This is a genomic window from Streptomyces sp. NBC_01077, from assembly GCF_045162855.1.
Lineage (GTDB): Bacteria > Actinomycetota > Actinomycetes > Streptomycetales > Streptomycetaceae > Streptomyces.
On the sequence record NZ_CP108669.1, the window covers coordinates 9621600 to 9646901 of the forward strand.

The window sequence follows — 25302 nt, forward strand, 5'->3', positions numbered from 1 at the left end:
ACAGCTCCGGCAACGACATCACCGGGCCCTCTAGAACCAGGGCTCGTCAACCCAGCCAGTGTTCGTTACTCCGCCAGTGACGGTCACTGTGCCGAGGGACCTCTCTGGGCCCCAGGTGTAGTCGTCCACCCAATTCGTGTAAACCTTTGCGCTTTGCGTGGGTGCGATCGCGACTTGCCAGGCGTATTTGCTGGCAATCTTGTCGTTGCCGTCATCGAAGAGGCCGGCGCCGAAATCCACGTAATGGGTGACATTGTCTATATTGCGCACTTCGGTATAGGCGCGATCCGAGCTCGTTCCGTCCCATTGGATACAAGAGCGGACGGTGAGTGAATATCCTGCCTTGTTGCCGTGCGCGACCGACTTCCACAGGGAGCACGTGACCCCCGATGCAGCCTGGGCGCTTCCAGCGGTACCAGTGATCAGCGCCGCAGTTGCGGCTGCTGAGGCCAGCAGGGCTGGGACTATCCTCTTCATGCCTTGCTCCTTACGCCAGGTTATCCCTGCGCCCATGGAACACCTTCAGTACCAGTTTCTGATTAGGTAGACGGTACTTGACTTCGCCTTTCAGGCATGGTTACCGGTGTGGTGATCTTCAGGCTCGTAGCTGGGGCCATACCCGTAAAGCGAGCGAGGTAGGTGGCCCGGCTTTACCGGAACTATCCTGGTTCATCCCTTGAGTGTTCCCCTTCTGAGATCCCGCGGTCCGGCCTGCAGGGTCCCGCGCGGCCTGGATGCGAGGCATCAGCATCGGCCAGGCTTCATCCGCTGACCAGAGGCGATGACGCTTGCAGGCGGTCTCCCACGGCTCGAACTGCTCCGGAAGGTCACGCCGCTGAACGTTTGTGACCGTGCGGTGGTCACTCCATCTGCCTCAACCTGCACCAGCGTGAGGCAGGGACGACGCCAGCCGTTCCCGCTCTGAGTTCGTCAGATCCCCACGGCCATACGACGAGCCTGGCCTCAACGCTCCACCTCTGTCAGGAGATCCGAGAAGCAGTGCCTAGTGATCTGAGTCAGAGATTCGGTGGCAGTAGGCGGCGACTTTGTCGAGGATCTCGTCGGCGGTCTTGGTCCAGATGAAGGGTCTGGGTTGGTTGTTCCAGTCGGCCAGCCATGACCGGATGTCGCGTTCGAGGGCCGGGACGGAGCGGTGGACGCCGCGCTTGAGCTTCTTCTGTGTGAGTTCGGCGAACCATCGCTCGACGAGGTTCAGCCATGACGCGCTCGTGGGTGTGAAGTGCAGGTGGAACCGCGGGTGGGCGAGCAGCCACTTCTTGATGTCGGGTGTCTTGTGGGTCGCGTAGTTGTCCAGGATGAGATGAATCTGCAGGTCGTCCGGGACTTCCTTGTCGAGCTTGGCCAGGAACTTCTTGAACTCGATGGCCCGGTGGCGGCGGTGAAGTGAGCCGATGACTTTGCCGGTCGCGGCTTCGAGGGCTGCGAAGAGGGTGGTGGTGCCGGCGCGGATGTAGTCGTGACTGCGTCGTTCGGGGACGCCGGGCATCATCGGCAGGACGGGCTGGGACCGGTCCAGGGCCTGGATCTGCGACTTCTCGTCCACGCAGAGGACCAGGGCCTTCTCCGGCGGGTCGGGGTAGAGGCCGACGACGTCGCGGACCTTGTCGATGAAGAACGGGTCGGTCGACAGCTTGAAGGTCTGGGACCGGTGGGGTGCCAGCGCGAATGCCCGCCAGATCCGGAGTCGGCTGATCACGGGGCTTTCGCCTGCGGGGATTGCTGAACTCGCCGGCAAGGTCGGTTCGTTGTGGCGCGAACGGCATCAGGTCGTGCTTGCCTCGCGGCCGCGGTGCCGGGCAGTGGGAGCCGGGGCGAAGCGCAAGCTGGCCTTCGTCGATCGGCTGCTGGTCATTCTCGTCCAGCTTCGCCACGGTGCCACCCATGAGTACTGGCCTCGCGGTTCGGTGTCGACTGTTCCACCACTCACCCGCGCAATCGGTGGGGTCGGCCGCTGCTCGCCTAGAAGAGGTTGCACCGTCACCCCGGTGTCCGGCTCCGTTGCCTGCCGAGGCCATTGACCATCCCGGCGTGAGCCAGCAGACCGGGGATCATCGACGGCACCGAGATCCGGGGAGGCACACCCGCAGCCGGCGCGAGGACCGGGAGAAGCGACAAGCAGAGCGCCGTGAAGTCGATGGTCGTCACGGGACACCTCCGGCCGGCTGCTGTTCTGCAGCCCGGCCGAGCCGACGTGCTGTGTCAACATCACTCATGCCCGACGGTTGGGCCTGGTCAAGCTCCTTGCCGACGGGCCCACCGTGGAGATCCTGGCCGACGCGGGCTATCAGGGGCTCGGTGCTCAGACGGGCGGCCGTGTGGTGATACCGCCGTACTGCAAGTTCAAGAAGAGGCCTGCCTGGCGTGCCTCTTCTTCGCGGGAGCGGGTGTGGCGGGACCTCCTGTTCGGGATGGTGTTCTTCGTGGGTGTGCCCTGGCGCTGCTTCTTCCGCCGGATCCTGCGGGAACGCGGCCGGGCAGGGCGCTTTGCGAAGAGCCCTTGCTGGAGGGCTCGGCAGACGGTCTCGGGGCGCAGGTTCATCGTCGGCTCACCGGGATGGATGCAGGTGAGGTGGCGGGTGATCTGCTGCGGTGACCCTATGTTGCCCCAGCTTGGCGTTGACGAGGTCACGCAGCGCGGAGCTGGTCCGGAGCCTCTCCGGCTTGGGCTGGCGCCGGCGGAGACTAGCCTCGTTGCCGGACCGCCAGGGGTTGTAACGGCCGCCGGGCCCCTGGCCGAGTCGGATCTCCCGGTAGACGGTGGAGCGGGACCTGCCGATCGAGACCGCGAGCGGTGATCCGGTCGTCCTGGCTGAGGTAGCGGGCGTCGATGGGCGTGTCGGGCAGGAGTATCGTCCAGCCTTGATGGACCACAGCGGGCCCGCGCTGGTGGATACACGCACCCGGCGGGCAGCCGCTGCCCCTTTCAGGCCGCCTCTACGCAGTTGTTCGAAGTCCCTCTTCGGCACCGGCAACGGTAACCGGTACAGCCCGATCTCGGCTGGAAACGCGTACGGCTTCGGGTCTCTGGGCGCTGATCGCCAACGTATCCCGGCTGCATGGTCGTCGGGTGGCGTTGGGTGGGTTTGTGCGTGTCGTGCTATCGCTTTGCGCGGTGAGGGGGAAGCTGGGCTCTCGGTATGGCAGAGGAAGGGCAGGTACGGGTGGTCACGACGGCGGTTGGGGCTGGTACGCAGGAGACGGTGCGGCCGTTCAGGGGCGGGGACGGGACGGCGGTGCTGCAGCTGGTCGGTGCGGATCTGCTGCCCGGCCGACCGTATCCCACCCTGGCCATGCTCGACCACGCTGTGCAAGGGACCGTGCCTGGTGGCCCGGCTAGCCTGGAGGACGTGCGTACCGAAGTACTCGCCTCCGCAGGCGGTCAGATCCTGGGCGCGGTCTGCTGGGCGGTTCGTGCGTCGGACGGCGCAGGGATGCTCTTGTGGCTGCACTGCCTGGAGGACGAGCAGCCGCTCACCCGGGTACTGATCCGCCATGCGACAGCGCAGTTGGGGCGGCGGACGGTGCATGCATTTGCCGAGCCCACTGCGCTGGCACCCGCAGGGCTTGCCGCGGGCAATCGTCCCGGGACCCGCCGCGCCTTGGAAGAATGCGGATTCTCCGGTACGGACCGGTGGCGCTACCTGCACCACCGCCTCGAGACCCGCAGCAGGTGGCTGTATGCAGTCGCCGACCTTGCCGAGTGCCCGGATTCTCAGGGCTGGCACCTGCACCTGCGGGAGCCGGACGGCACCCGCATCGGCGAAGCATTCACCGCCCTGCCCGTGGATGGCACCACCACCCTGGAGTGGGTACGTCTGGCACCCGGCCAGCACCGTCTGGGGCACATCCTCCTCGAACAGTGCCTGGCCCACCTCGCCGACTGCGGCGTCCGTGAGGTGACTGCCCACCTGGCCGCGCCCACCGAAGACCAGCCGTACCTGGACGCCGCTCTCGGCCTCCACTCCGCCGTCGGCTTCACCGAGATCGACCAGCTCCACACCTACACCCGCCGTCCCTGACCGAGCGGGCCGACCAGACCGGGACCCGTTCCACAGTCACCGGAGCGCTCCGCTCGCATGCACGACGCCTAAAGGGAGCGCAGCGCAACAGGCTGATGGCCTCTGGAGCGGAGTACAGGCCGCATGAACGTGCCGATCGAGCCGACGATCGCATCGATGCCGACTGGCTGCCCGGCCAGCACCCAGCCTGCGAAACCCTGACGCCAGCCGGTGAAAGCCCGAGTGAGACAGAGACTGTCGTCGTGTGTGCCAAACACGATGAGGTAGTAGGCGCGTTGCGCTGCCGGGTGCGGCCCGCCGACGGGACAGGTCTGAATGTGTGGCTGCACGCCCGCGAGGACTTTGAGGTGACTGCCGCGCTCGTCGCACTGGCCGATCTCACCTCGGCCACCGGCCGCTGTATGCGTGTACCGGCCCCGGCCACCGCCACCGGCATCCCCGGGCCTGCCCATTGAGCACCGTGCCATCACCGCACGCGCCCTGGCCGCTGCTGCTGGCTTCTCCCCGGCCTCCGCGCGGCGGTACTTCCTGCGCGACCACACCACCACCCCACTGGTGCTGCCGGCATGCCCACTGGCAGATGTCACCTCTCTGGGCGGTCCGGCGGGTTGGCGAGTGGCTATCCACCATCGAAGGCCAGCACCTGGCCACTGCCACCTTGCTCACCTCCACCCCGGCCACTGCTCACATGGCCGTCCTGTCACAGCTGTCTGCCCGCTCCGGGCAGCGCCGCCGCGCCATCGGCAGTCACCTGCTCGCCCAGACCCTCGACCAAGCTCATGCCCACGGTGCCCGCCACCTCACCGCCGACATTCCCGAAGGGCACACCGCCGCCCGCCTCCTGGCCAGCACGGCCTTCCTCCCAGTCGACACCCTCACCGTCCACCACCACCGCCCCTGAACCTCACGGGACCGGACGGACCTGCCTGGGTCTCCCAAGTGACCACGCGCACAGAAAAACCTCCGGCCCACTGGACACCAGCACCCGCCCGGCTCTGGATACATGCCGCGTCTGATGAGTGGTCGTGCGGCACAGGGCGGCTGGGCCGCCAGCCGCATATCGGCGCTGGGAGCCCGGCACGCCACCCACGAAAGGGCGTACAGGGCATCGGCGCGGCACGTGGCGGGCAGGCTCCACCGCCCCTCGGAGGCTGGACTTGGGGTAGCCCGCTTGTGGTTTGGGCCGGTGTCGTTGCTTGCGCCTCAGACCCGGCAGTGGTGGTTCGTCTCAGGCGGTGCGGCGCTGGGAATCGGGTGTGTCGGCGTCGTGCTTGCGTCGGGCGGTTTCCAGGAGCCGGGCCCAGGACTGCACGGTCGGGCGGCGCTTCAGCAGAGCCCGGCGTTCGCGTTCCGTCATGCCGCCCCATACACCGTGCTCTATCCGTTCGTCGAGCGCGTAGGCAAGGCACTCGGCCTTCACTGAGCAGCCGGTGCACAGCGCCTTCGCCCGGTTCTGAGCGGCTCCCTGGACGAACAGGTCGTCTGCTGGCGTGGTCTTGCACAGCCCCGACGACATCCAGCTGGTCTCCACACGTCCCCGCTTTCCCGACCGCCATCCGTGCTCGGCCTGCTTCTTCACTCGACAGGGTTGGCACGCTACGTAGGCAAGTGCCGCCGGTCTACATCTCACACCACTCTTCGCCCATTCGGGTGACTTCGTGGGACGTGAGGTGCGGCGGTGCCGTACGTCGTTTGAGGCGGGCGGAGGGTGTTGCCTGGTCTGGCTTGAGTGTGGGGCCAGGCGCGAGCCTGAGTGATCGTGGGGTGCTCCGGACCGGTGGTCGAGGAGGGCTGCGGCCGTGATGACGTGGCGTCGGACCGTGTGGCTGTGATGACGCTCGGCTCTGGAGGTATGCAGCCCACGGGGCGCGGACCCCGGTGATGGCCTGGCGTCTCTTCACACGCATACTTCAGCGGCTGAAGGAGTGGGAATGGTGTCCCGTTTCGTTGGGTGCCTTCGTCATTCAGCTGCTTGAGGAGGGCACCTTCATCAGTGCACCCCTGCGGCCTCGTTAGGGCGGCCAGGGCTCCTCCTGTCTTCGACTCATAAGCACGGGTGTCGACATGCACAGGGCGATTCCCGCCGTACCGGATCGCCCCGCGCGCGGGGCGGGACGTCGGCTCATTGGGGCTTCCGACGGGTCTTTCTCGGGGACTACCTTCCCGCGGGCCTTGTGGAGGGTATTCCGCTGTCAGGCATGTCGTGGAGGCCGGTCGCGGCAGCTTATGGGCGATAAGAGCAGTGAGCATGCTTTGCTCAGGCGAGGGCCAGACATCACACGCAGAGTGATGAGAAGGTCGGCGCGCCCCTCGTCGTCTCCCGGTTGTGCAGGGCGGCGCCGGCATGGAAATCAGCGGATCCCAGTGCCTATATCGCAGGGAGATGCGCAGGAGGTTGCGGCATACGGTCGCGGGGGAGGAGGCCGTCACTTCTTGACCTCTTCAAGGTCCGGGCGGCAGCCGTTCGAATGCGTTTGCGTGGGTGAGTGAAGGGGCGTTGTGTACCGGCCAAGGGCTGGGCCTGTGATGAAGGGAAGTGCCGGGATGATGTCGATGAAAGACTTCTGGCGCGTCATGGCTGCTACAGCGGAACCATCCGGCGTGCAAGCTGTGCAGGAGATCGCCGACACGCCTTTTGTGGATCTTGGTTTCGACTCATTGACACTCATCGACGCCGTGGAGCGCATTGAGAGCCAGTACGGAATCGGGATCGATCACAGGCGGCTGGAAGGCCTGAAGACACCGAGAGCGCTATACAGTTTCCTTTCTGACCGCGGCGGGAGAACAGCGACCCCGTCCAGGCCGCCTGTCGGCCTGGGACGGGTGACGATCTCCCAGCAGGATCCCTCGTCGAGCACAGAGCCGCACGAGTAGTGCCACCGTAGATGGTCAGTCTGGCTGTGGCTCGGCACCAGCGGCCTTGTGGGCGCCAGGAGCCCTCAGTCAGGCGCTCACCATGCGTGACTCGGGGATGCCAGGTCAGTCCCCGAGTTTCCGCTGTGCTCTGCGCGCACGCGAATGACACCGTTCACAGCACGGATCGCCCATATGAGCCGAGGGCCCAAGGCGCCGTCCCGGGGAAGGTTGCGGATGGTGACGACACCATCGACCACGGTCACATCTGTTTCGGACGATGGAGTGAAACGCGGCAGGATGGCGCTGCGAATCTCGTCGGCGAGTTCGGCGTCGGAGCGGAAGAACGTGACGGGGATGTCGCCACGGCTGACGATTCCCTCGAGCAGGCCGAAACGGTTGACGACCGGGAGATGATCGATGCGGTCTCGGACCATCAGCCGTGCTGCTTCCGTCAGCGTCGCATGCGACCGGACCGTCCGGGGCGGTACAGACACGATGTCTTCTCTACCGGTGCCCTGATCGGGTGTCCCCTGCCGGGGGTGCGGACGCCCCCCTGCAGGGGATGCCGCGGTCATTACACCAACGACGCGTCCCTCTCCTTCGAGCACGGGAATTACGCTGATGTCCCACTCGCGCATCAGCTCAGAGATCTCCGCGGGCGAAGCATGGCGTCCGACAGCGATGACGGTGAGGGACATCACGTCGTTAACAGTGTGAGGGGCTGACATAGGACCCTCCTTCGGCCCGGTACGACCAGCGTGACACTACAAGACCTGAAGAGCGGCTGACGGAGCCGAAACAAAGGGGCACCTCTCTCATCGAAGGCCTGGTGTGCAACAGTCACCCGTTTATTTTAGAGGTCCTAGCAGAAGCTGCTGATGTTTGTGATTGCCAGCTCGAATGCCCGTCGGCCGGTTCGTGGGGAAGGCGGATGCTCGACTGTGGACCGGCGACCCGTTGCGGCCATTCCGGCACAGAAGCTGGTGGCGACACAGTAACGGACAGCCGACCGGCAGGTTCCGTGAGGGATCCTGCCCCAGAAGCTTGGCTTCGAGTCTGGCATGACATTTCGACGCTGGCTTGCCGAGTGGAACGAAGCCGGGCGCAGGACCGGCTCCATGCGGTTCTGCGCGAAAAGGCTGCGGTCGGCAGAGCCAGCGGTCGACTCCAGCCGTATCAGGGCTGCTCGGCGGAGGACCGCGGCCGCAGACGGCCGGGCACATGGTCCGCTCGATCACCCGCCGACGGCGCCCAAGCCGTTCTGATGACTCGACGCCCTTGCGAGCGACACAGGCTCACCGAACCGCTTGCCGCGTAGGCATTTCCGCAGCTCAGGTACGTCGTAGGCCCAATGGGAACCTAGGTTGGCCGTTGCCGGCCTCGGCATGGGGTGGGTGCCGTACCACGGCCGACGGGGAAGACTTTCCGCAGTTCAGCAGGCCGTCACCGGCTCTCACGCAAGAATTCCGGGGCCTGGTCAAGGAGGCCGTCGCCACCCTCAAGTCTTGGCGACTGCTCGTAGGCTCCGCTGCTTGACCAGGCGGATCACCACCATTGCCCAGGCCATCCTCACCCTGCACCTGACCAGCTCAGACTGAAGATGGAAAGGCGCAATAAACCCTTTCAGCCTGTGCTGGGGGGAAATGGGCGGGTCAGTGGGTGGGGTGACGGGGAGGGGCCCTGGCCGTTGGCGTGGTGATTCCACTCAGCACACCGGCGGCCGAGGAGCCCCTGCTGGTTCCGTGTCCCCATGCTCGACGTCCCGCATGAGCTCGTCGAGCATATTGCCCGGCTGCTGTACGAGCATTGCCGGACCCGGCAACACCCGCTGGCGCAAGCTCGGTTGCTCCAAGCGGGTGCTGCTCCTGGTTCACCTGCGCAAGGGACGAGACGTTCTCGCAGCTCGGAGCCGGTTTCGGGATATCCCAGGCCGCCGCCTGGCGGTATGCCGACGAGATCCTGGACGTTCTCGCAGTGTGGGCGCCGACCCTGCAGGAGGCCCTTGTCGGCCCCGATGAGGGCGATCACGTCGTCGACAGCCTCCCTGATTCCCACCGACCGGATCCGCACGGACGAACCGTACTGCCCGATGAAACATCGCAAGCACGGTATGAACATGCAGGTCAAGCCCGCCCGGACGGCACACCGCTCTGGCTTCTCCCGCGCGGCACCCGGCCGCACCCATGATCTGGCCGAGGCCCAGGCCCACGGCACTGTCCAAACCTGCCTCACCAGACAGATACACGCCCTCGCCAACCGCGCCAACCAGGGCGCTGGCGCCGCCTTCCCACCCCGTACCACCACCATCGCGAACAGCCTGAGTATTACCAGCAGTTCAACCGCGACCATGCCCGACTGCACGCTCTCGGCGGACCTTCACCCAACCCGAAATCTGTCACATCATGTGCGGAACCCACCGCTCAACCCGACATATCAACCGCACGTCCAAGCCATCCAAACCCCCTGACCTGCGACTATTCAGGATGAAAGAGGTTCACTGGGCCTCTTTCATCCTGTGCCGGGAGGGTGGAATGACCTGGTGGGCGGGGGTGTGACGGGGCAGGGCCCCTGGTCGTTTGCGTGGTGATCTCACTCATCACACCGGCGACCGAGGGGCCCTGTTGGTTCTATATCCTTCCATGCCCGACGTCCCGTACGAGCTCGTCGAGCATGTCTCCTGGCTCATCTACGCCCGAAGGCGTGAACTGAACTCGCCGTGGAGACGGCTCGGTTGCTTCAAGCAGGCGCTGCTCGTCCTGGCCCATCTGCGGAAGAACGAGACGTTCGCCCAGCTCGCTGCCGGGTTCGGCGTCTCGACCGCGACGGCCTGGCGCTACGTCGACGAGACCCTGGACGTCCTCGCGGCGTGGGCGCCGGGCCTGCACGAGGCCCTGACCGGGCTGGGCGAGGGCGACTTCGTCATCGTCGACGGCACCCTGATCGCCACCGACCGAATCGCGGCGGACGAGCCGTACTACTCACAGAAGCACAAGCAGCACGGCATGAACGTCCAGGTCATCGCCCGGCCGGACGGCACACCGCTCTGGTTCTCCCGGGCCGCGCCGGGACGCACCCACGACCTGACCGCCGCCCGTGCCCATGGCATCACCCAGGCCTGCCTCACCAGGCACATCCTCGTACTCGCGGACCGCGCCTATCAGGGCGCCGGCGCCACCGTCCGCACCCCCTACTACCGCCACCGCGAACAGCCCGCCCACTACCAGCAGTTCAACCACGACCACGCCCGGCTCCGCGCCCCCGGCGAACGCGCCTTCGCCGTGCTGAAGTCCTGGAGACTGCTCCGGCGAGCCAGATGCTCCACCCGCCGCATCAGCACCATCGTTCAGGCCGTCCACACCCTGCTGACCTGCAGCTATTCAGGATGAAAACGCCTCACTGACGGCAGCTGCGCAATGCCTCTAGTGTCCGACCGCTCAAGATGAGTCGCTCGTGTGTGGAGCACGGTCTACTCATGTACACGGGCTGCTCCGAGCTTCTACTAGAAGATCGGACGACATCGGATCTCCGGGCGCAGTGCACGGTTAGCAGGCCACGCAAGTCCCTGAGCTTCTTCAGAGTGGCCACCGATCGGGTGACAATTGGGCTCACGAGAGCTTTGCGCTGCCGCAGCTCAGAGGGCAGTCAACCTCAGCCAGCCACTCATCCTCTGGAGTGACCGCTGAAGAAGCTCCCTGACTCCGTTGACTCCTTGTCGAAGCTTCACACAGCGGAAGGCAGGACCTTGTCAGATTCTTCTTCACGCAGGCGCTTTCTGGGTGCGGCAGCCGGGGCACTCGGAGCCGCGGCCGTCTCGGCTGTTGCCCTGCCAGGCACGTCCTATGCGGCAGTACCGGAGGTGCCGCTGGTCACGCGCGCGGATCACCCCGCCGCCCTGTACGTAAGGGGCACTGACCGCAAGAACAGCGAGCCCCTCAATGCCACGGTGGACTGCGCACTGACAGGGGAGGGAAAATAATGGCGACCTTCATTACTCGAGCTCAGTGGGGCGCCAGAACCCCCAAACTTGTCAACCACAGAATCACCCCGGCCAATGGTGGAGTAACCATCCACCACACGGGCGGAGCCAAGGTTGCCCGCGCCAATCACGCCGACTGCGACAACTCGGTCCGCAACATCCAGAACCAGCACATGGATGTGAATGGCTGGGCCGACATCGCCTACAGCCACATCGTCTGCTCCCACGGCTACGTCTTCCAGGGGCGTGGTGAACACGTACGCTCGGCAGCGAACGGCAGCACGTCAGGAAATCAGAACTGGTACGCGGTCCTGGGCTTGGTCGGCGGTGCACCAGCCAACTACGACACCATCACCAACGGACTCCTCGACGGCTTTCGCTACGCCATTAACCGGCTGCGCATCCAAGGCGGTGCAGCCCACGCGATCAACTGTCACAAGGATCATGTGGGGACGCTCTGCCCAGGCAATCTGGAACCGTACGTTCGATGGGGCGATCTGGAGCCTTGAGTCAGCCGGCCCCGAAGGGCCACCACCACAGAACAGGCCGGCTGATGCGAGCTGAGGTGGGTGTTCAACCGGCACGATCCCCCCGGGAGCTGCCGCATTTCTCGACTTCCCGCGGATCGCCTCTGCGGCCTGGGACGAAGAGGGTCTGCCCAGTAAACGGTGTAATAGTCGGTGGGTGAAACAGAACGCGCAGCTCCTGGCGGATACCTGCGGTCTCGACTGAGAACGCATCTACCAGGCGCTTCGCTAAGTACGGCCTGCAGTCGTCGAAGTATGGCCGGACTCTCCATGGCCACAACACCGTCGTTGCCCGCCCCGGCCTGACCTGGAGTACAGGTCAGGCCCAAGGCAGGCCATATGCACGCCACAGGAGTAAGAGGCCAGGTGTTTTACATCGCTACCTGATTGAGTACTTCGATAAGTACACCGACATGCTGGCCGGGGCAGAACGGTGCTGGGACCTTACCTACGCCGTCTGCGTCCGTTATGCCGAGAGCACACCTCTGGCGAGGCTGACGGCTTCCGTCCCAAGCTGCCGCGGCGAGGTTCAGGTACGGATGGTCGACTGGGGGTGTTCTTGAGCTCTTTCTCCGCAAGGGAGGGCGGATGGACTGTGGTCCGTGCCGGACAGTCAGATGGTGACGCCGATGCTGCGGAGATAGGCGACAGGGTCTATGTGCGCGTTGTAGGTGTTCTCGGTGCGGATCTCGAGGTGGAGGTGGGGCCCGGTGGAGTTTCCGGTGCTGCCCGAGAGTCCGAGCTGCTGCCCGGGGGCGGTCCTCTGCCCGGGGACGGCCTCCGTGGAGCTCAGATGGGCGTAGAGGGAGTACATGCCGTCGGTGTGATGGATGACGACGGAGTTGCCGTATGCACCGTTCCAGCCGGCAGAGACGACTGTGCCGGAGGCGACGGCCTTGACAGGTGTTCCGGTGGGTACGGCGAAGTCCGAGCCGGTGTGGAACCCGGCTGCCCAGGAGCCGGGCGTGCGGTAGGGGGTGGTGATCGGAGCGTCGACGGGTGCCGAGCCCTTGCCCGTGGCAGGCATGGCGGCGTCGGATGTGGTCGGTGTCGTGCTCGGCTGCTGCGGGGTGCTTGTCGTCGGTTCAGGCTGAGACGGCTGGTCGGCGGGCCACGCTAAGGCTGTCCGGACGTGGTTGCGGATCTCGGCGGTTTCGGGTGTTTGCTGTGTGAGGGGCTGCCCGGCCTCGGCCGTCAGGCCTGCCTCGATCGAGCAGACGGGCCAGGCACCGGAGCCTTGGACTGCCAGAACCTTCTCTGCTATGGCGATCTGCTGCTCCTTGGTAGCCAGATGCGCGTCTGTTGCGTAGAGGTGGCCACCGAACTCGGCCCAGGTGCTGGAGGTGAACTGCAGGCCGCCGTAGAAGCCATTGCCGGTGTTGATGGACCAGTCGCCGCTGCTTTCGCAGGAGGCGACCCGGTCCCAGGTCTGAAGGTCTGCTGCGGAGGCACCGGACGCGGAGAGGGCGACAGCGGTCGGGACGATGGTGCCGACGGTGAAGAGTGAAGCCAGGATGCGGCGGGGCACACGGAAGGCAGGGATGTGGAGCATGGGGGACTTCCTGACAGGAGGTGACCGGTGCATGCGTTGAGCCGGGGCACATGGCGATCTGGTGGGGTGTGCGGGCAGGATGTTAAGAGGGTCGGGGCGGCAGACCTTGAACGGTCCCGGTGGCACGTGGTGTGGCGCAGGGCTCCGACGGAACAGTGCCGCTCGGTACAGGCATGGATCCTGGCGATTGCTCGGAGGAGCAGTCAGACATCTTTTCCGGCCGGGTACTTGCGCCGCGCAACAGGCGCCGCTGTCCGACCGGACGTGATGACCTGCCGCCCGATACGGCTTCTTCTAGTCGATGAGTGAGGACGGATCTGGTCGTGACGATTAGGACGGGGCCATCCCGTAGTACTGGTGTGTGCCGTGTCACCTGGCAGGCGATGCCCGGCCGAGGGTCGCTGGAGCCGGGGGACACAAGCACTACTGGTACAGCGGGCGCGACATCGTGGTGCCTGTGCGCGTCTTCCGGCGGCGTTCTTGCGTCCGGGAAGGAGGCCGCTCGCCTGCCCGTTCGACGTGCTGCTCGATGACGTTGTGTGCCGAGATGGCGCAATCAGTGATGAGTTCGCGCCCTGGCCGGCATCGGCGTACCGGTAGCCCGAGCACTTGCCGAGACGATTTCGTCGCCGTTGCGGAGACGCAGGTCTCGGCTTCCGTAAACGCCGCAGTGCCGGGCCGAGTTAGCGGTCGTTGCGGCATCCGTAGAACAGAGGGGGAGAGCCAGGGCAACTGCCGTGTTTTTTCGTGAGCATGGTCAGGCCAGTCCTCCTTGGAGTGTCGGACCGGGGGCGAGACGTCCGGCTGACTGCTCCTGGCGCCGTTCCCTCCTCCGGTAAGCGGAATCGTAGGCGGCAGCGCCGATCGGGCGGCTGAGTAACCAATGCTTTGGTAACGGCAAACCGGTACAGCAAGCCAATGTCTACTAACTATTGAGTTGGCTTATTTGTCCAAGTTTATGATCTTGTGCGGCATGAGATTTCACGTGACGTGAGCGGATGAAGTGGTGCCTGCACACCATCTGGTGCGGCTCGGTGCCCGACCCGGTTGCGCCCGATGTGCGGCACGGCGCGGGCCGCACATCGGGCTGCCAGGGATGCACTCGGGCCCCGAACGCACTCCCCTCCACGAGGGCACGCCTGCCACGGTCCCCGCCGTCCGGGACGTGGACTGCTCCCCAGGGCGAACGACTTCTTGCATCACCAGCGCTGCTTCGCCACGAGTTGCCCCTGCGTGGTCGCGATACGGGCGGCGGTGAGGCCGGCCCGCACCGGTCCGTCGCTGTGGTGACGGTGCACTAGATGGCGGCATCGCTGCCGGATCGCGGGTCCCGCGCGACCGCCACCTTGACATGCCCGGCCGCTGCCGCCATGACCTCCCGGGCCGCGCCGCGCGGGCTCGCGGGAGGAGGTGTGCATGCCCCAGCTCAAGCAGCGCGCCTACCGGCAGGCCTGGCGCGGCGCACGGCGTGCCACCATGCTGGGCCTCTCCATCATCGATCCGCCTGACTGAGGCGCGACGGCAGCGGCAGTCGCAGCGGCGAGCGGGCAAGGCCAGATCACCGAAGCTGGTGTAGACGGCACCCGGCTTGCACCTGGTGCTCGCCGAAAGCGCAGCTTGGGAGTAACGCCGGAGGGGTGCCGGACGTCGCCGGGTATCGCTCGAGCGGGGGCCGAGACTGCCCGGCCCGATACCACCACAGAGGTGGTCCGCCGCTACCGGTTCAGGTCAGACGCCGATGGACAGTCCTGCTTAACGACAGCAGGCACGGACACCTCGAGTGATTGTGAAGCCCGAAGGGCTTCATGATCGGTGACCGTGAGCATTTTCAGCGGTGAGTCTCCAGGGTGAGGATGGCTTTGGTGATTGACGTGATCTTGTTGGGGCTGCAGCGTGCTTTGCGGAGGATGCGCCAGGTCTTGATCCGGGCGATGGCTCTCTCCACCGGCCATCTCAGGCGGGAGTGTGCCCGGTTGACGCATTTCTGTGTGACCGTGAGGTCCTTGCCGGGGCTCCGGCGGTGGGGTACCGCGACACCGGCACCGGCGGCCTGGTACGCCTTGTCCGCCGGAATCGGGATGCCCAGGCGGATGCAGGTGGCGGTGATCCGGTGCCGGCGGGTCGCGGTGAGATCGTGCACCCGGCCGGGCAGCACGGGTGAGATCCACACGAGTGTCCCGTCGGGATCGGTGATGACCTGCATGTTCACGCCATGCTTGCGGTGCTTGCCCGAATAGTCTGCGCGGCTGTCACCGACCCGGTCACACTCGGCGAGCGTTCCGTCGAGCAGGACATACCGGGCGTCCACACCTCTCAGGGCCACGACAGAATGAACGTAGGCGTGGGCGGTGCCCACGCTGATCCCGAATCCGGCAGCGATCAGCATCGTGACCCACTCCACCAGGGCATGCGGGACATCGAGTACGGCACGAAAGGAACCACAGAGCCTCACTGGTGAAGAGCTGAGCCTATTGATCCGAAACGGTTTGGGTTCTGGGTCGTTGGTGGGGTGCGAGCGATCTGGTGGGGGACGCGCGGCATCTGTCGCCGTCGGCGCAGGAGGCCCTGCGGCTGCGGGCGGTGGCCGCGTTGGTGGCGGGGCGGGACCGTGAGGACGTGGCGGCGGTGTTCGGGGTGTCGCTGAAGGCGGTCGACACCTGGTGGGCGAAGTGGCAGGCCGGTGGCCGGGAGGCGCTGGTCATGCGCCCGCGAGGCAAGCCGGTCGGGGTGCATCAGGTGCTCGGGGAGGCCGAGCAGGCCGCGGTGCGGCAGGCGGTCCTCGATCACCGGCCCTGCGACGTGGGGCTTTCCGGTCAGCTGTGGACGCGGCGGTTGGTGGGCGAGCTGATCGCGAAGCTGTACCGGGTGCGGCTGACGGAGGTGGGGCTGGGCAAGTACCTGAAGCGGTGGGGACTGTCCTTCCAGCGCCCGGACAAGCGGGCCGTCGAGCAGGACCCGCAGGCCGTGCGCCGCTGGCATCAGGAGACCTGGCCGGCGATCCGGGCGAAGGCGGGGAAGGACGGCGGCGAGGTCCTGTTCGCCGACCAGGTCGGCATCCGCTCCGACCAGGTCACCGGCCGTACCTGGGGCGAGAAGGGGAAGACCCCCGTCGCGCGGCGGACCGGCAACCGGTTCTCGGTGAACGCGATGTCGGCGATCAGCACCAAGGGCCGGATGCACTTCATGGTCTTCACCGAGAGCTTCACCGCTGAGGTGATGTGCCGCTTCCTGGACCGGCTCGCCGGCCACTTCGACCACAAGGTCCATCTCGTCGTCGACGGACACTCCGCGCACCGCCCGAAGAAGGTCCGGGACCGGCTCGCCGCCCACCCCGACGACGTCGAACTGCACTTTCTGCCCCCGTACTCGCCCGAGCTGAACCCTGACGAGCTGGTCAACGCCGATCTCAAGCACAGCCTGCCCAAGCAGCACCGAGCCCGGGACCAGGCCGAACTCGCCGCGGAGACCCGCCGCTTCTTCCGCAGACGCCAGCGTCAGCCGCACATCGTCCGCGGTTACTTCGGCGGCCCACATGTCCGCTACGTCCTGGACGAGAACCCCATGAGTTTCTGATCAATATGGGGAGACTGTCATGGCCGCCGTCAACCGATCCACAACTCTTGACTATTGCTCACACCGTGAGCATCAAATGCCCTGCCGGAATCCCACCGGCAGGGCATTCTCATCGCCCCACATACTCATCGGGAGTGACAAGCCCATGCTCATCTTGAATGGCAAGCAAAACTTGCCACGGGACAGTCAACTCCTCAACCAGTCACGCGAGATGATGCCGCGAAACCCCCGTGAACAACGGATGCGCGAGAACCGCCCGGTCGACCATGATCGTCACACCCGGATCATGCCACCCACCAGCAACGACGTATCAACCGCTATCACGCACCCGCTCGTTAGGGCTCGCAGAGAATCAAGTTGCGTGTTTTAGGCCTTGACGCAGCAGGTCAGCGCGTTGCTCGTCCGCGTGTTGTTCTTCTGCGAGCCCTTACTACATCGTTCCCCCAATGCGGACATGAACGGCGTCGTGACTCCCATCTGCCAGGACGGCGGACGCCGGGTGAGACCCTGCTTCGCCCGCCCCAGTGGAATTGATCCCGAGGACTACCCCCGACAGAAGAGCAGCAGCGGCGAAGAGGCGGGAGACCTGGGACATAGGCCTCGTGCGGGTGAAGAGCATCATGGTTCCCTTTCAGCTTGATGCGGACCGAGGGGTGTTTTCGGCGACGAACGAATACGCAGCATGAGCACGATCCCACCTGTCCCAACAGTCCTCGGCACACAGACAATCTCCTGAGCAGCACATGCTCACACGGCAGCGTCACCCGATCAGTGGCCAAGTTGAAAATGCTCCGTGCCTGCACTCCTTCACGCACCTACTGGCGGACGTTCTTACGTACCTGCCCTGCGCGCGGCGATCCACCTGGCGCCGCGACCGGCATCGTGCCCGCCTCTGCCGCTGTCGCTGGCACACCTGCGCCGACATCGCACCATGATCAGAAGACTCAGCGCTGTCTACACCTGCCGTGACTGAGTTGTGATTGCTCATGCAGTGGGTAGGCGGCAGGCGGAGGGTGCGGTAAGTCGGACCATGGGTAAGACATCGCTTCCGTGGGCCGCATTCATTCAAGAACTCCGCGGCGACCAGGTGCGACCGACCGGGTACGCGCCCCGTGTCTCGGTGGAGATGGGAGACAGTTATGGGCAGGCTTGGGCCTACGGAAATTATTATCATTTTAGCCGTGATCATGCTGCTGTTCGGCGCCAAGAAGCTGCCTGACATGGCCCGTTCGTTGGGTAAATCGGCTCGCATCCTCAAGAGCGAGGCTAAAGCGATGAAGGACGACAGCTAGGCTTGATCTTTAAACCGTGTCCTATTCGGTGATGTGGAGAGTCGTTTGTAGCAGAAGACGGCGGCGAGGCCGAGGAAGGCCAGGTAGTTGCGGGGATGGCGTTCGTAGCGGTGATTGAGCCGGCGATAGCTGGGCAACCAGGGCATGGTGCGTTCGATGACCCATCTGCGTCCTCCGATTCGTTCGGAGGACGCGATGCCTTTGCGGGTGATGCGGACACCGATGTGTTTGCCGCGTAGCCATTTCCGCAGCCCAGGTGCGTCTTATGCGTTTTCGGCATGCAGACGCTGGGGCTTGAAGTGGCGACCGCGGTGGGGGTCGTGTCTCTTTTGGTGACCGAGCACCATGGGCTTCAGGGCTTGGCTGTCGTGGGTGTTGGCCGCGGTGACGCCGACGATGAGGGGCAGTCCGTTCGCGTCCGACATGTCGTGCATTTCGGAGCCCGCCTTGCCGCGGCCTATGAGCTCGTAACACGATCTTGCGGGCCACTGGAGGCCAGCCCTAACCGGTACGACGATTGAGCCGTTCCGTAGGGACGTGGGCGTCAAGCCGTGGGTCGTGGACGATGAGTTGTGGACGACGATTGAGCCGATGCTGCCGCCCTGGCCTGAGCGCTTGCCCGGACCCAAGCCAGTCCTTGACCGGCTGTGCTTACAGGGCATTCTGTTCGTGCTCAACACGGGGATCCCGTGGAAGCAGCTGCCGGTGGAGCTGGGCTTCGGCTTCGGACAGACCTGGTGGAGGCGTCTGGAGCGATGGCAGGAAGCCGGGGTCTTCGATCAGCTCCACCGGACACTGCTGGCGGAGCTGAACGCCGTCGGCAAACTGGACTGGAGTCGCGCGTGCGTGGACGCCTCCCACGTGCGTGCGAAAAAGGTGCCTCTATGGTTTTCGTCAAGCTGTAGCGGGTGTGGGTGGTTGGTAGAAGGTGCCGTCGCGGAGCATGGCGAAGAGGACGTCGATGCGGCGTCGGGCGAGTGCGATGAGGGCGGCGATGTGGTGTTTGCCCTCGCGGCGTTTGCGGTCGTAGTAGGCGCGTGACTCGGGCTGGGAGAGCGAGGCGAACGCGGCGAGGTAGAAGGCTCTCTTGAGCTGTTTGTTGCCTCGGCGGGAGGGGTGTTCGCCGCGGATGGAGGAGCCGGAACTGCGGGTCACGGGTGCGAGGCCGGCGTAGGCGGCGAGATGGCCGGGGGTGGCGAAGCCGCTGCCGTCGCCGACGTCGATGAGGATGCGTGCCGCGGTCCTGATCCCGATGCCGGGCATCGAGATCAGGACCTGGGAAAGAGGGTGGGCCTCCAGGAGTTCCTCGATCCTCGCGGCGAGGAGTTTGCGCTGGTCAAGCACGGACTGGAGCGAACTCGCGAGGCTGGGAACGATCAGCGCGGCAGCATCGGTTCCGGGAACCACCACGGTCTGTTCGTCGAGTGCGGCGAAGATGTCTTCGACCAGCCGCTCGGCCATTCGCGGTGCCTTGGGACGTATCAGGGTCACCAGGCGGCGGTGTCCGGCTTTGCGGATCTGGGCCGGGGAGCTGAACTGGTCCAGCAGTTTGAGCACGGCCGGGTGCTGGATCCGCGGGCCCAGGACGCGTTCCAGGGACGGGTGGATCTGGGGGAGGAGGCCGCGGAGCCGGTTGGCGATCCGGGTGGACTCGCCCGCGAGGTCGTCGTCGAACCCGGCGATCATCGCGAGCTCCGCAACCGTCTCGTCCTCGGGATCGATCGTCCGCAGGGTGTGGGGCATCGCTCTGGCGGCGTCCGCGATGATGAACGCGTCACGGGCGTCTGTTTTCGCCTCACCGGGATAGAGATCGGCGATCCGCCGCATTGTGAGTCCGGGCAGGTAGGCGACCTGGCAGCCCGCGTCCCGGGCGACCGTCAGCGGCAGGGCCCCGATGGAAGCAGGCTGGTCGACGACCATCAGTACCGTTCCGTGCTTGGCCTTCAGCTTGTCGAACAGCTCCCGCAGCTTCGGTTCGCTGTTGGGCAGCGGCTTGTCGAACACCTTCTTCCCCGCCCGGTTCACGGCGGTGGCGTGGTGATCGCCCTTCCCGACATCCAGGCCCAGATAGACGTCGATGCCCGTCTCGTCCGCCATGCCCTTTACTCCCGTGCTTGCGTTCTCCCCGGCCTCACCTGCGGCATCAGCGTGCCAGCATCCACGTTACGAAGAGACTGCCCGAGGGCGCTCGTGCCTCTAATCAGCGGTCTGCCAATGCCTCCGACACCGGCGACACCACCTTTTCGATCATCTCGACTGGGGGCTCAAGTCATACCGGGGCCGAAGGCCGGGAGCCCCATTGCGAGGCCACGAAAACGGTAACGGGGCGCCGCGACGGGCCCATCACCGGTCGACCGCCGCAAGACCGGCAGCAAGCACCACCTGATCACCGACGGCGGCGGCACTCCGCTCAAGGCCATCACCACTGCGGCCAACATCAACGACATCACCCAGACCCTCGCCTTGGGCGATGGCATCCCGCCGGTCGCCGGCCGCGTCGGTTACTGACGTCAGCTCGTCAGGGTGATAGTTGCTCGACGAGGGTCAAGCCGGTCCCCGCTATGAAGCCGTCGAGGGTGTGGGACCGGTATTGAAGGCGTTTGAGCCTGTTACGGACAAGGGCTTCGAGCTGGTCGAGGGCCATGACGGCGAGGTTGGCGAGGCTGCGTTTGACGTGGGCCCATACCCACTCGACGGGGTTGAGGTCGGGCGAGTAGGCGGGCAGCAGGAACACCGTCAGCCATGCCCGCTCGGCCACGAGGGCCTGCATCCTGCGGGACACGTGGGTGTTCAACCGGTCCCAGACCAGCACGATTGGTGCCCCGACCAGCTGGTGGACACCGTCGATCAGCGCGATGAAGTCCCGCTCGCCCATACTGCGACGGGCACTTTTCCCCGCGGGATGACTCCGCAGGCGGTGACACAGCCGGGTCCGGGAACCCGGCCGCATTGCAATCAGCCCGGCCACTGACAGCCGGCCCGAACGGCGGCCGCTGATGGTGACAACCGGGGTCACTCCGCGCCGGCCCCAGGTCCGTCCCCGCGGCGGCCTGCGGGTGAACCCGGCTTCGTCCTCGAAGCAGACGTAGCCCCCGCAGGCCGCCCTCGCCCTTTTACCTCCGCCCAGGTCGCCTCCTTCCATACGGCGACAGCCTGCTCATCGCGCTCCGCGACCCGCCGGGCGGGCACCTGCGGGCTGAAGCCCAGCCGGTGCATCAGCCGGGTCGCACCCGAGACGCTGTAGGAGACATGGAACTTCCTGCCGATCAGCGTGGCCACCCGCGAGGCGGTCCACACCTGGTCCTCCACCCAGCCATGCGCGGCCGGCCCCTGCTCCAGATACGCGGCCAGCTTCTCCAAAGACCGCGGGGACAGCCGGCACCGCGACCCGCTCGGACCACGGGAGGCCAGCGCCTGAACACCGCCATCCCGCCACAACTGGTGCCACTGATAAGCCGACTTCACACTCACCCGCAGCCGCCGTGCGACTTCCGACGGCTTGATCTGCTGCTCGAACAGTTCAGCCGCCTGCATCCGAACCGTCTCCCGACGCCGGCGCCCCGTCAGCGTCAGCCCGCCCCCATCTGCATATCTCACACCTCACGGATACAGCCACCCGCCTTCACCCGTCAGGGACTTCACACAGATTCACCCCGACGAGCTGAAGTCAGTACCCCCACAAGCGCCCCGAGACGCTCCTGGGCGACAAGGGCTACGACAGCAACCCGAATCGGAAGGCACTGCGGCGGCGTGGGATTCTGCCGGTCATCTCCCGGAGGGGTCAGCCCAACATCCAGGGCCGCTGGGAACGTCGCCTTGACCTCCACGACGCCTCTACCTCGCTTGCCTGCTCCCTCATCTGCTGGAGGAGGCTCAAGAAGAGGTAGCTTGATCGTCCTGTGGCAAGGACGGAAGGGCGGGACGGGTGTCGGAGCAAGTGACGAGACCAAGCGAGCTCCTGGCTGAAGGTGAGGTCCGAATGCTGCGACGAGCTCTCGGCGAGTGGGGCGGGTCGGCTCGGTGCAGCGACCAACTCGCCTTCGGTATGGGGTTCGCGGACGCTCGCGATCTGCTCGATCAGTGCAGGATCCTGAGCCGCGCTCTGGGTAAACGATGATCCGATCAAGCCCGTCGACTGGGCGCGGACTCTCCTGGCTGCGGAGATCGTCTTCGTCAGTGACCTCGCCGGTTCAGGCATCGAGTGGCAGACGACCACAGGGCTCAGCGACGAGACCACCCTCCCGGCCCTCCGAGCGATCCAGCGAAAGCTGGCCAGTACCGTGAGCACCTACTGCAGAAAGCACCCGGCCCCATAGCCAAGATCGTGTTACAAGGTCTATGGGGTTCGGGCCTGTGAGTTCGCCCCTTTCGGCGCGGACGTGTGCGGAGGCTCTGGACCAGATCAGGAACCGGCGGTGCGCGGTCGACTTCGATGTCCCGAAGCAGGGCGGAAATGTATACCTTGCGCCATAACTCGACGGTGATCTTCTGGGACTCGTCGCCCAGCATTGGCGTTCTCTGCATGGATGCCGCCCGCCTCGCGGGCGGCTGTCCGGAGGGGCGAGGGGTACCCGGAGATGGAGCAGACCCTACTCTTACGGAAAATCGACGGCGACTGCTTTAGTACCAGTATGCGAGCGCGCCGCTGATCGCATTGTTGCGGTCCGGCGCAGCCTCTTTGCGGATACCTTGCGAAATGAATCCAGTATTCTACTGCCGTGAATCCAGAGGGCTGAGCGTGCTACTCAGCGAAAGTAGCTCGTACGCGCTTTTATAACATCCAGTGTAGCTTTGATTTTGAAGGAGCCGGAGTGTCCAGTCTTTCCGTCACTTATAAGCACCTTGCCGTTGCGGCAGTAGCCGCACTGTTCTTCATTCCTGTTGTCACGCATGTGGGTGGCGGAATCTCGGCAGCCGTTGGGGGGTCATCCGCCAGCGATGTTCACGTAGAGGGCGCAAAGCCGGCCACGCATGTCAGCATCAGCGAACAATCTCTGGGTGACTGAGCGCGGGCTCGCTTGCCGAGGGCTCGCAGCCGCGACGGACCGTCGCGTCGACTCCCGGGCGATGAGCTGATGCGTGATCGTGGCGGGTTGAGCTTGCCTGACCCGGACACGGCATGATCTTCCATTGTGATGATCATGACGAACCATGCCGGTCCTCGGCCATCGGATGCTGACCTGCCTCACGCGCGGGCACCTGGCGGAGTTGGTCGTCGACCTCGCCGCGCCGTGGCAGGCGGAGGTTGAGGGCAGGCGACACGCGGTACGGGGCAGCGTGCGGCGCCGGACCGCGTGTGCGGGCGCCAAGCACCGGTTGGTGTTCGACCGAGTGGATACGACGCTGACCCATCTGCGCCACGAGCTGCCGCATGCGGTGCCGACGGGCGTTCGTCTCCGGTAGGAATAAGCAGAGCACCATGAAGATCACCGCCACCGCCGAGGCGCAAGGCCAGGTGTTGTGGGCTGGCGACCCTCGGCTCGCGCACGCCGCCACCATCTGAGGCGAAGGCATTGACGGCCTCCTGTTCTGCCAGTTTCCCGAAATCCAAATCCTCCTGAAATACATATACTTGGACCTTCGACGGGATTATCCTGGCCAGGCGGTCATCCTGCAGCAGAAGGCGCACAAGATCTGCCCGCCGGAAGTCCACGAGGCGCAGGAGCGGGACCGCCACGACGGAGCTTGGCCAGAGGGGTGCGGTTCTACCAGGTCGCGCGAATGGCAGTCGAGCGGTCGGCACCGGACAACAGCTCTGGCACCGCATGCCGCCGTCCTGTAGATGGGTCGGCGCGACCACCGGCCGGTCGCGAAGAACCATTCGATACCGGCCTGGCGTTCCGCGCCTTGCCCCGACTGTCATGGCGTAGTTCTCGATTTTCCGCCTGCCACGGCCCGTCAGACTCCTCAAGCAGCTGGATGAGACGGTGGGAACGGCCCGATGGCTGTGTTCGCCGCACGCGGATCATGCCGTCCCCCGGTAAGGATGGATCATCCCTGCCATGCCCCAGCTCGTCAGAGAAGGTGGCGGTTCGGGCCCTGAGCTGCGGCCGCGAATTCGGGGATTTCGATGACGGCCACGCCGGCACCCTCGAGGAGTTCGATGCCGTCGGCGCCGGGCACGAACGTGTCCGGCTCGCGCCAGGCGGTGACGACGCGCCGAATGGCGGCGTTGCGAATGAGCCGGGCGCAGGGAAGGGGCTTGGAGGCGCGCTTGGCGCAGGGTTCCAATGAGCTGTAGATCGTGGCGGCAGCGAGCCGGGGGTCGCCTGTAGGGATTTTGTCGAGCGCGGTTTCCTCGGCGTGGGCGGCAGGGTGGGTCTCGCGCGAGTAGCCGCGGGCGAGTTCGGTGCCGTCGGCGCCGACGACCACCGCGCCGACGGAGAACGCGGTGGTCGAGGGTGGGCAGAGGGCGGCTAGCTCGCAGGCGAGGGAGAGCCAGGCCCGGTCGGCTGCATTGGCGTCGTGGCCGGTGCCGGGAGTGCTCGTGCTGGAGGGGATGCTGCTCATAGGGGCTCCGTTGAGATGTCTTTGGGGGCGTACCGCAGGAGTACCACGTCGCCGATCTGCCGGGTCTCCATGAGGCGCAGCCGGGCGGTGGGGCCGCCGAGGTAGTGCGCGGGGCCGAGCATTCGGACGGCGTCGGGCTGGCCCACGAGGAGCGGAGCGATGACGAGCTGGAGCTCGTCGGCGAGTGCTTCCGCGAGCAGCTGGGTGTGGATGCTGCCGCCGCCCTCGACCATGAGGCGCTGAATGCCGTACATCGCACCGAGGATGTCGAGGGCGGCCGGCCAGGTGGCCTCGGCGAGGACGCCCTGGACGGTTGCGAGGCCGCCAAGGTTCGCTTCGGCCCTCGCAGCTGCCTCTTTGCCGACGGCCAGGACGAGCTTCTCGCCGCCGTAGTGCCAGAACCTCCAGGCAGGGTCGAGGTCGCCGGTACGGGTGACGGTGATCTTCACGGGGTGTTCCGACCGTCCGGTGGCGACGCGGGCTGATCGGCGCTCCCTGGAGTTGACGAGGAGGCGGGGGTTGTCGGCGCGGAGGGTGCCGGCGCCGACGAGGATCGCATCGACGGATGCACGCACGGAGTCGACGCGATCCAGGTCGGCGGCGTTGGAGAGCCGGAGCCGGTCCTGGCCTGGCCGGGTGTCGAGGAAGCCGTCGAGGGAGACGGCGGCAGACAGCAGAACGTACGGGCGTGACACGGGAACTCCGGAATTCAGGAGGGGTGCACGAGGATCCGGCTGAGTGCGCGGAACACGCCGACGGTCTGGAGTCGGTTCCGTCATCTGTGAGTTCCTCATGCTTCCTCTGAACGATGCTCTAATGGCGACGGGGCAGGGTTGTCATGTTTCGGCAGAAGTACCACTTTGATCTGCCGCGGACGGTTCGCGGTACCTCGGTGGGCGACGGTAACCTCGCCGGTTCCGATCTCGCAAAGTTCAAGAAGAAGCAGAGCGAGAACCTTCAGATGCAACATTGATTG

At 65.6% G+C, this 25302-nt stretch carries 16 protein-coding genes and 10 pseudogenes; 14 read left to right on the forward strand and 12 right to left on the reverse strand.

Annotated elements, in window-relative coordinates; translation table 11 throughout:
- Positions 1–30: 30 nt before the first annotated feature.
- On the reverse strand, positions 31–477 hold the full coding sequence (locus OG462_RS43200) for a hypothetical protein (RefSeq protein WP_406053857.1): 447 nt from the start codon (positions 475–477) through the stop codon (positions 31–33).
- Between the two features lie 526 nt (positions 478–1003).
- Positions 1004–1702 (reverse strand): annotated as a pseudogene (locus tag OG462_RS43205) (IS630 family transposase); the annotation flags it as partial.
- Positions 1703–3368: 1666 nt separating this feature from the next.
- Here OG462_RS43205 and OG462_RS43210 point away from each other — a divergent pair.
- Positions 3369–4040, forward strand: coding sequence for a GNAT family N-acetyltransferase (locus OG462_RS43210; RefSeq protein WP_406053855.1), 672 nt, complete (start codon positions 3369–3371; stop codon positions 4038–4040).
- Between the two features lie 580 nt (positions 4041–4620).
- A complete protein-coding gene (locus OG462_RS43215; RefSeq protein ID WP_406053853.1) occupies positions 4621–4941 on the forward strand; it encodes a GNAT family N-acetyltransferase in 321 nt (106 codons plus the stop codon).
- Between the two features lie 327 nt (positions 4942–5268).
- Here OG462_RS43215 and OG462_RS43220 read toward each other — a convergent pair whose 3' ends face one another.
- Complete coding sequence (locus OG462_RS43220; RefSeq protein ID WP_406066306.1) at positions 5269–5556, reverse strand: WhiB family transcriptional regulator; 288 nt, start codon at positions 5554–5556, stop codon at positions 5269–5271.
- A 1010-nt stretch (positions 5557–6566) separates the two neighbouring features.
- Here OG462_RS43220 and OG462_RS43225 point away from each other — a divergent pair.
- The gene (locus OG462_RS43225; RefSeq protein WP_406053851.1) at positions 6567–6914 is read left to right on the forward strand and encodes an acyl carrier protein; all 348 of its coding nucleotides are present in this window, start codon (positions 6567–6569) and stop codon (positions 6912–6914) included.
- A gap of 77 nt (positions 6915–6991) precedes the next feature.
- Here OG462_RS43225 and OG462_RS43230 read toward each other — a convergent pair whose 3' ends face one another.
- Together OG462_RS43230 and OG462_RS43235 are read right to left on the reverse strand one after the other, a co-directional pair.
- A complete protein-coding gene (locus OG462_RS43230) occupies positions 6992–7624 on the reverse strand; it encodes an HPP family protein (protein WP_406053850.1) in 633 nt (210 codons plus the stop codon).
- Between the two features lie 492 nt (positions 7625–8116).
- Positions 8117–8244 (reverse strand): annotated as a pseudogene (locus OG462_RS43235) (IS5/IS1182 family transposase); the annotation flags it as partial.
- 46 nt (positions 8245–8290) lie between these two features.
- Here OG462_RS43235 and OG462_RS43240 point away from each other — a divergent pair.
- The 5 genes and pseudogenes from OG462_RS43240 to OG462_RS43260 form a co-directional block, all read left to right on the forward strand.
- Positions 8291–8494: pseudogene (locus OG462_RS43240) on the forward strand (IS5/IS1182 family transposase); the annotation flags it as partial.
- Between the two features lie 94 nt (positions 8495–8588).
- Positions 8589–9260 (forward strand): annotated as a pseudogene (locus OG462_RS43245) (transposase family protein); the annotation flags it as partial.
- 216 nt (positions 9261–9476) lie between these two features.
- A pseudogene (locus OG462_RS43250) lies at positions 9477–10282 on the forward strand (transposase family protein).
- A gap of 356 nt (positions 10283–10638) precedes the next feature.
- Entirely contained in the window at positions 10639–10872 is a 234-nt protein-coding gene (locus OG462_RS43255) for a ubiquinol-cytochrome c reductase iron-sulfur subunit N-terminal domain-containing protein (RefSeq protein ID WP_406066908.1), read from the forward strand.
- The gene (locus tag OG462_RS43260) at positions 10872–11381 is read left to right on the forward strand and encodes a hypothetical protein (RefSeq protein ID WP_406053846.1); all 510 of its coding nucleotides are present in this window, start codon (positions 10872–10874) and stop codon (positions 11379–11381) included. Before OG462_RS43255 ends, OG462_RS43260 begins: the two co-directional genes overlap by 1 nt.
- Positions 11382–12012: 631 nt before the next feature.
- Here OG462_RS43260 and OG462_RS43265 read toward each other — a convergent pair.
- Positions 12013–12951, reverse strand: coding sequence for a transglycosylase family protein (locus tag OG462_RS43265; protein ID WP_406053844.1), 939 nt, complete (start codon positions 12949–12951; stop codon positions 12013–12015).
- 1828 nt (positions 12952–14779) lie between these two features.
- On the reverse strand, positions 14780–15337 hold the full coding sequence (locus OG462_RS43270) for a transposase family protein (protein ID WP_406053843.1): 558 nt from the start codon (positions 15335–15337) through the stop codon (positions 14780–14782).
- 137 nt (positions 15338–15474) lie between these two features.
- On the opposite strand from OG462_RS43270, the gene OG462_RS43275 reads away from it, so the two are divergent.
- Both OG462_RS43275 and tatA read left to right on the forward strand, forming a co-directional pair.
- Entirely contained in the window at positions 15475–16524 is a 1050-nt protein-coding gene (locus tag OG462_RS43275) for an IS630 family transposase (protein ID WP_406053841.1), read from the forward strand.
- A 1139-nt stretch (positions 16525–17663) separates the two neighbouring features.
- Positions 17664–17810, forward strand: a pseudogene (tatA, locus tag OG462_RS43280) (Sec-independent protein translocase subunit TatA); the annotation flags it as partial.
- 2 nt (positions 17811–17812) lie between these two features.
- Here the strand turns inward: tatA and OG462_RS43285 are convergent.
- Positions 17813–18277: pseudogene (locus OG462_RS43285) on the reverse strand (transposase); the annotation flags it as partial.
- Between the two features lie 76 nt (positions 18278–18353).
- On the opposite strand from OG462_RS43285, the pseudogene OG462_RS43290 reads away from it, so the two are divergent.
- Positions 18354–18686: pseudogene (locus tag OG462_RS43290) on the forward strand (transposase); the annotation flags it as partial.
- Positions 18687–18710: 24 nt separating this feature from the next.
- Here the strand turns inward: OG462_RS43290 and OG462_RS43295 are convergent.
- The gene (locus OG462_RS43295) at positions 18711–19913 is read right to left on the reverse strand and encodes an IS110 family transposase (RefSeq protein WP_406053839.1); all 1203 of its coding nucleotides are present in this window, start codon (positions 19911–19913) and stop codon (positions 18711–18713) included.
- Between the two features lie 228 nt (positions 19914–20141).
- Between OG462_RS43295 and OG462_RS43300 the strand changes: the two are divergent.
- Positions 20142–20318: pseudogene (locus tag OG462_RS43300) on the forward strand (transposase); the annotation flags it as partial.
- Positions 20319–20334: 16 nt separating this feature from the next.
- Here OG462_RS43300 and OG462_RS43305 read toward each other — a convergent pair.
- Together OG462_RS43305 and OG462_RS43310 are read right to left on the reverse strand one after the other, a co-directional pair.
- Entirely contained in the window at positions 20335–20943 is a 609-nt protein-coding gene (locus OG462_RS43305) for a transposase (protein WP_406066281.1), read from the reverse strand.
- Positions 20829–21389 (reverse strand): winged helix-turn-helix domain-containing protein, encoded by a 561-nt coding sequence (locus OG462_RS43310; RefSeq protein WP_406066909.1) that lies wholly within the window; start codon positions 21387–21389, stop codon positions 20829–20831. Before OG462_RS43310 ends, OG462_RS43305 begins: the two co-directional genes overlap by 115 nt.
- 1238 nt (positions 21390–22627) lie before the next feature.
- Here OG462_RS43310 and OG462_RS43315 point away from each other — a divergent pair.
- Positions 22628–22822, forward strand: a complete 195-nt coding sequence (locus tag OG462_RS43315; protein ID WP_406053837.1) for a hypothetical protein — start codon at positions 22628–22630, stop codon at positions 22820–22822.
- 145 nt (positions 22823–22967) lie between these two features.
- Positions 22968–23219 carry a hypothetical protein gene (locus OG462_RS43320; protein WP_406053835.1) on the forward strand — a complete coding sequence of 84 codons (252 nt, stop codon included), beginning with the start codon at positions 22968–22970 and terminating at the stop codon, positions 23217–23219.
- 612 nt (positions 23220–23831) lie between these two features.
- Here the strand turns inward: OG462_RS43320 and OG462_RS43325 are convergent.
- A pseudogene (locus tag OG462_RS43325) lies at positions 23832–25021 on the reverse strand (dihydrofolate reductase family protein).
- Between the last annotated feature and the right edge of the window lie 281 nt (positions 25022–25302).

What these genes read in the sequence shown, in the direction of transcription:
- OG462_RS43215 (WP_406053853.1), top strand. Translation starts at nt 4,621, where the DNA reads ATGTCACCTCTCTGGGCGGTCCGGCGGGTTGGCGAGTGGCTATCCACC.
- OG462_RS43270 (WP_406053843.1), bottom strand. Translation starts at nt 15,337, where the DNA reads ATGCTGATCGCTGCCGGATTCGGGATCAGCGTGGGCACCGCCCACGCC.
- OG462_RS43220 (WP_406066306.1), bottom strand. Translation starts at nt 5,556, where the DNA reads ATGTCGTCGGGGCTGTGCAAGACCACGCCAGCAGACGACCTGTTCGTC.
- OG462_RS43200 (WP_406053857.1), bottom strand. Translation starts at nt 477, where the DNA reads ATGAAGAGGATAGTCCCAGCCCTGCTGGCCTCAGCAGCCGCAACTGCG.
- OG462_RS43230 (WP_406053850.1), bottom strand. Translation starts at nt 7,624, where the DNA reads ATGTCAGCCCCTCACACTGTTAACGACGTGATGTCCCTCACCGTCATC.
- OG462_RS43265 (WP_406053844.1), bottom strand. Translation starts at nt 12,951, where the DNA reads ATGCTCCACATCCCTGCCTTCCGTGTGCCCCGCCGCATCCTGGCTTCA.
- OG462_RS43225 (WP_406053851.1), top strand. Translation starts at nt 6,567, where the DNA reads ATGAAGGGAAGTGCCGGGATGATGTCGATGAAAGACTTCTGGCGCGTC.
- OG462_RS43320 (WP_406053835.1), top strand. Translation starts at nt 22,968, where the DNA reads ATGCCGGTCCTCGGCCATCGGATGCTGACCTGCCTCACGCGCGGGCAC.
- OG462_RS43260 (WP_406053846.1), top strand. Translation starts at nt 10,872, where the DNA reads ATGGCGACCTTCATTACTCGAGCTCAGTGGGGCGCCAGAACCCCCAAA.
- OG462_RS43295 (WP_406053839.1), bottom strand. Translation starts at nt 19,913, where the DNA reads ATGGCGGACGAGACGGGCATCGACGTCTATCTGGGCCTGGATGTCGGG.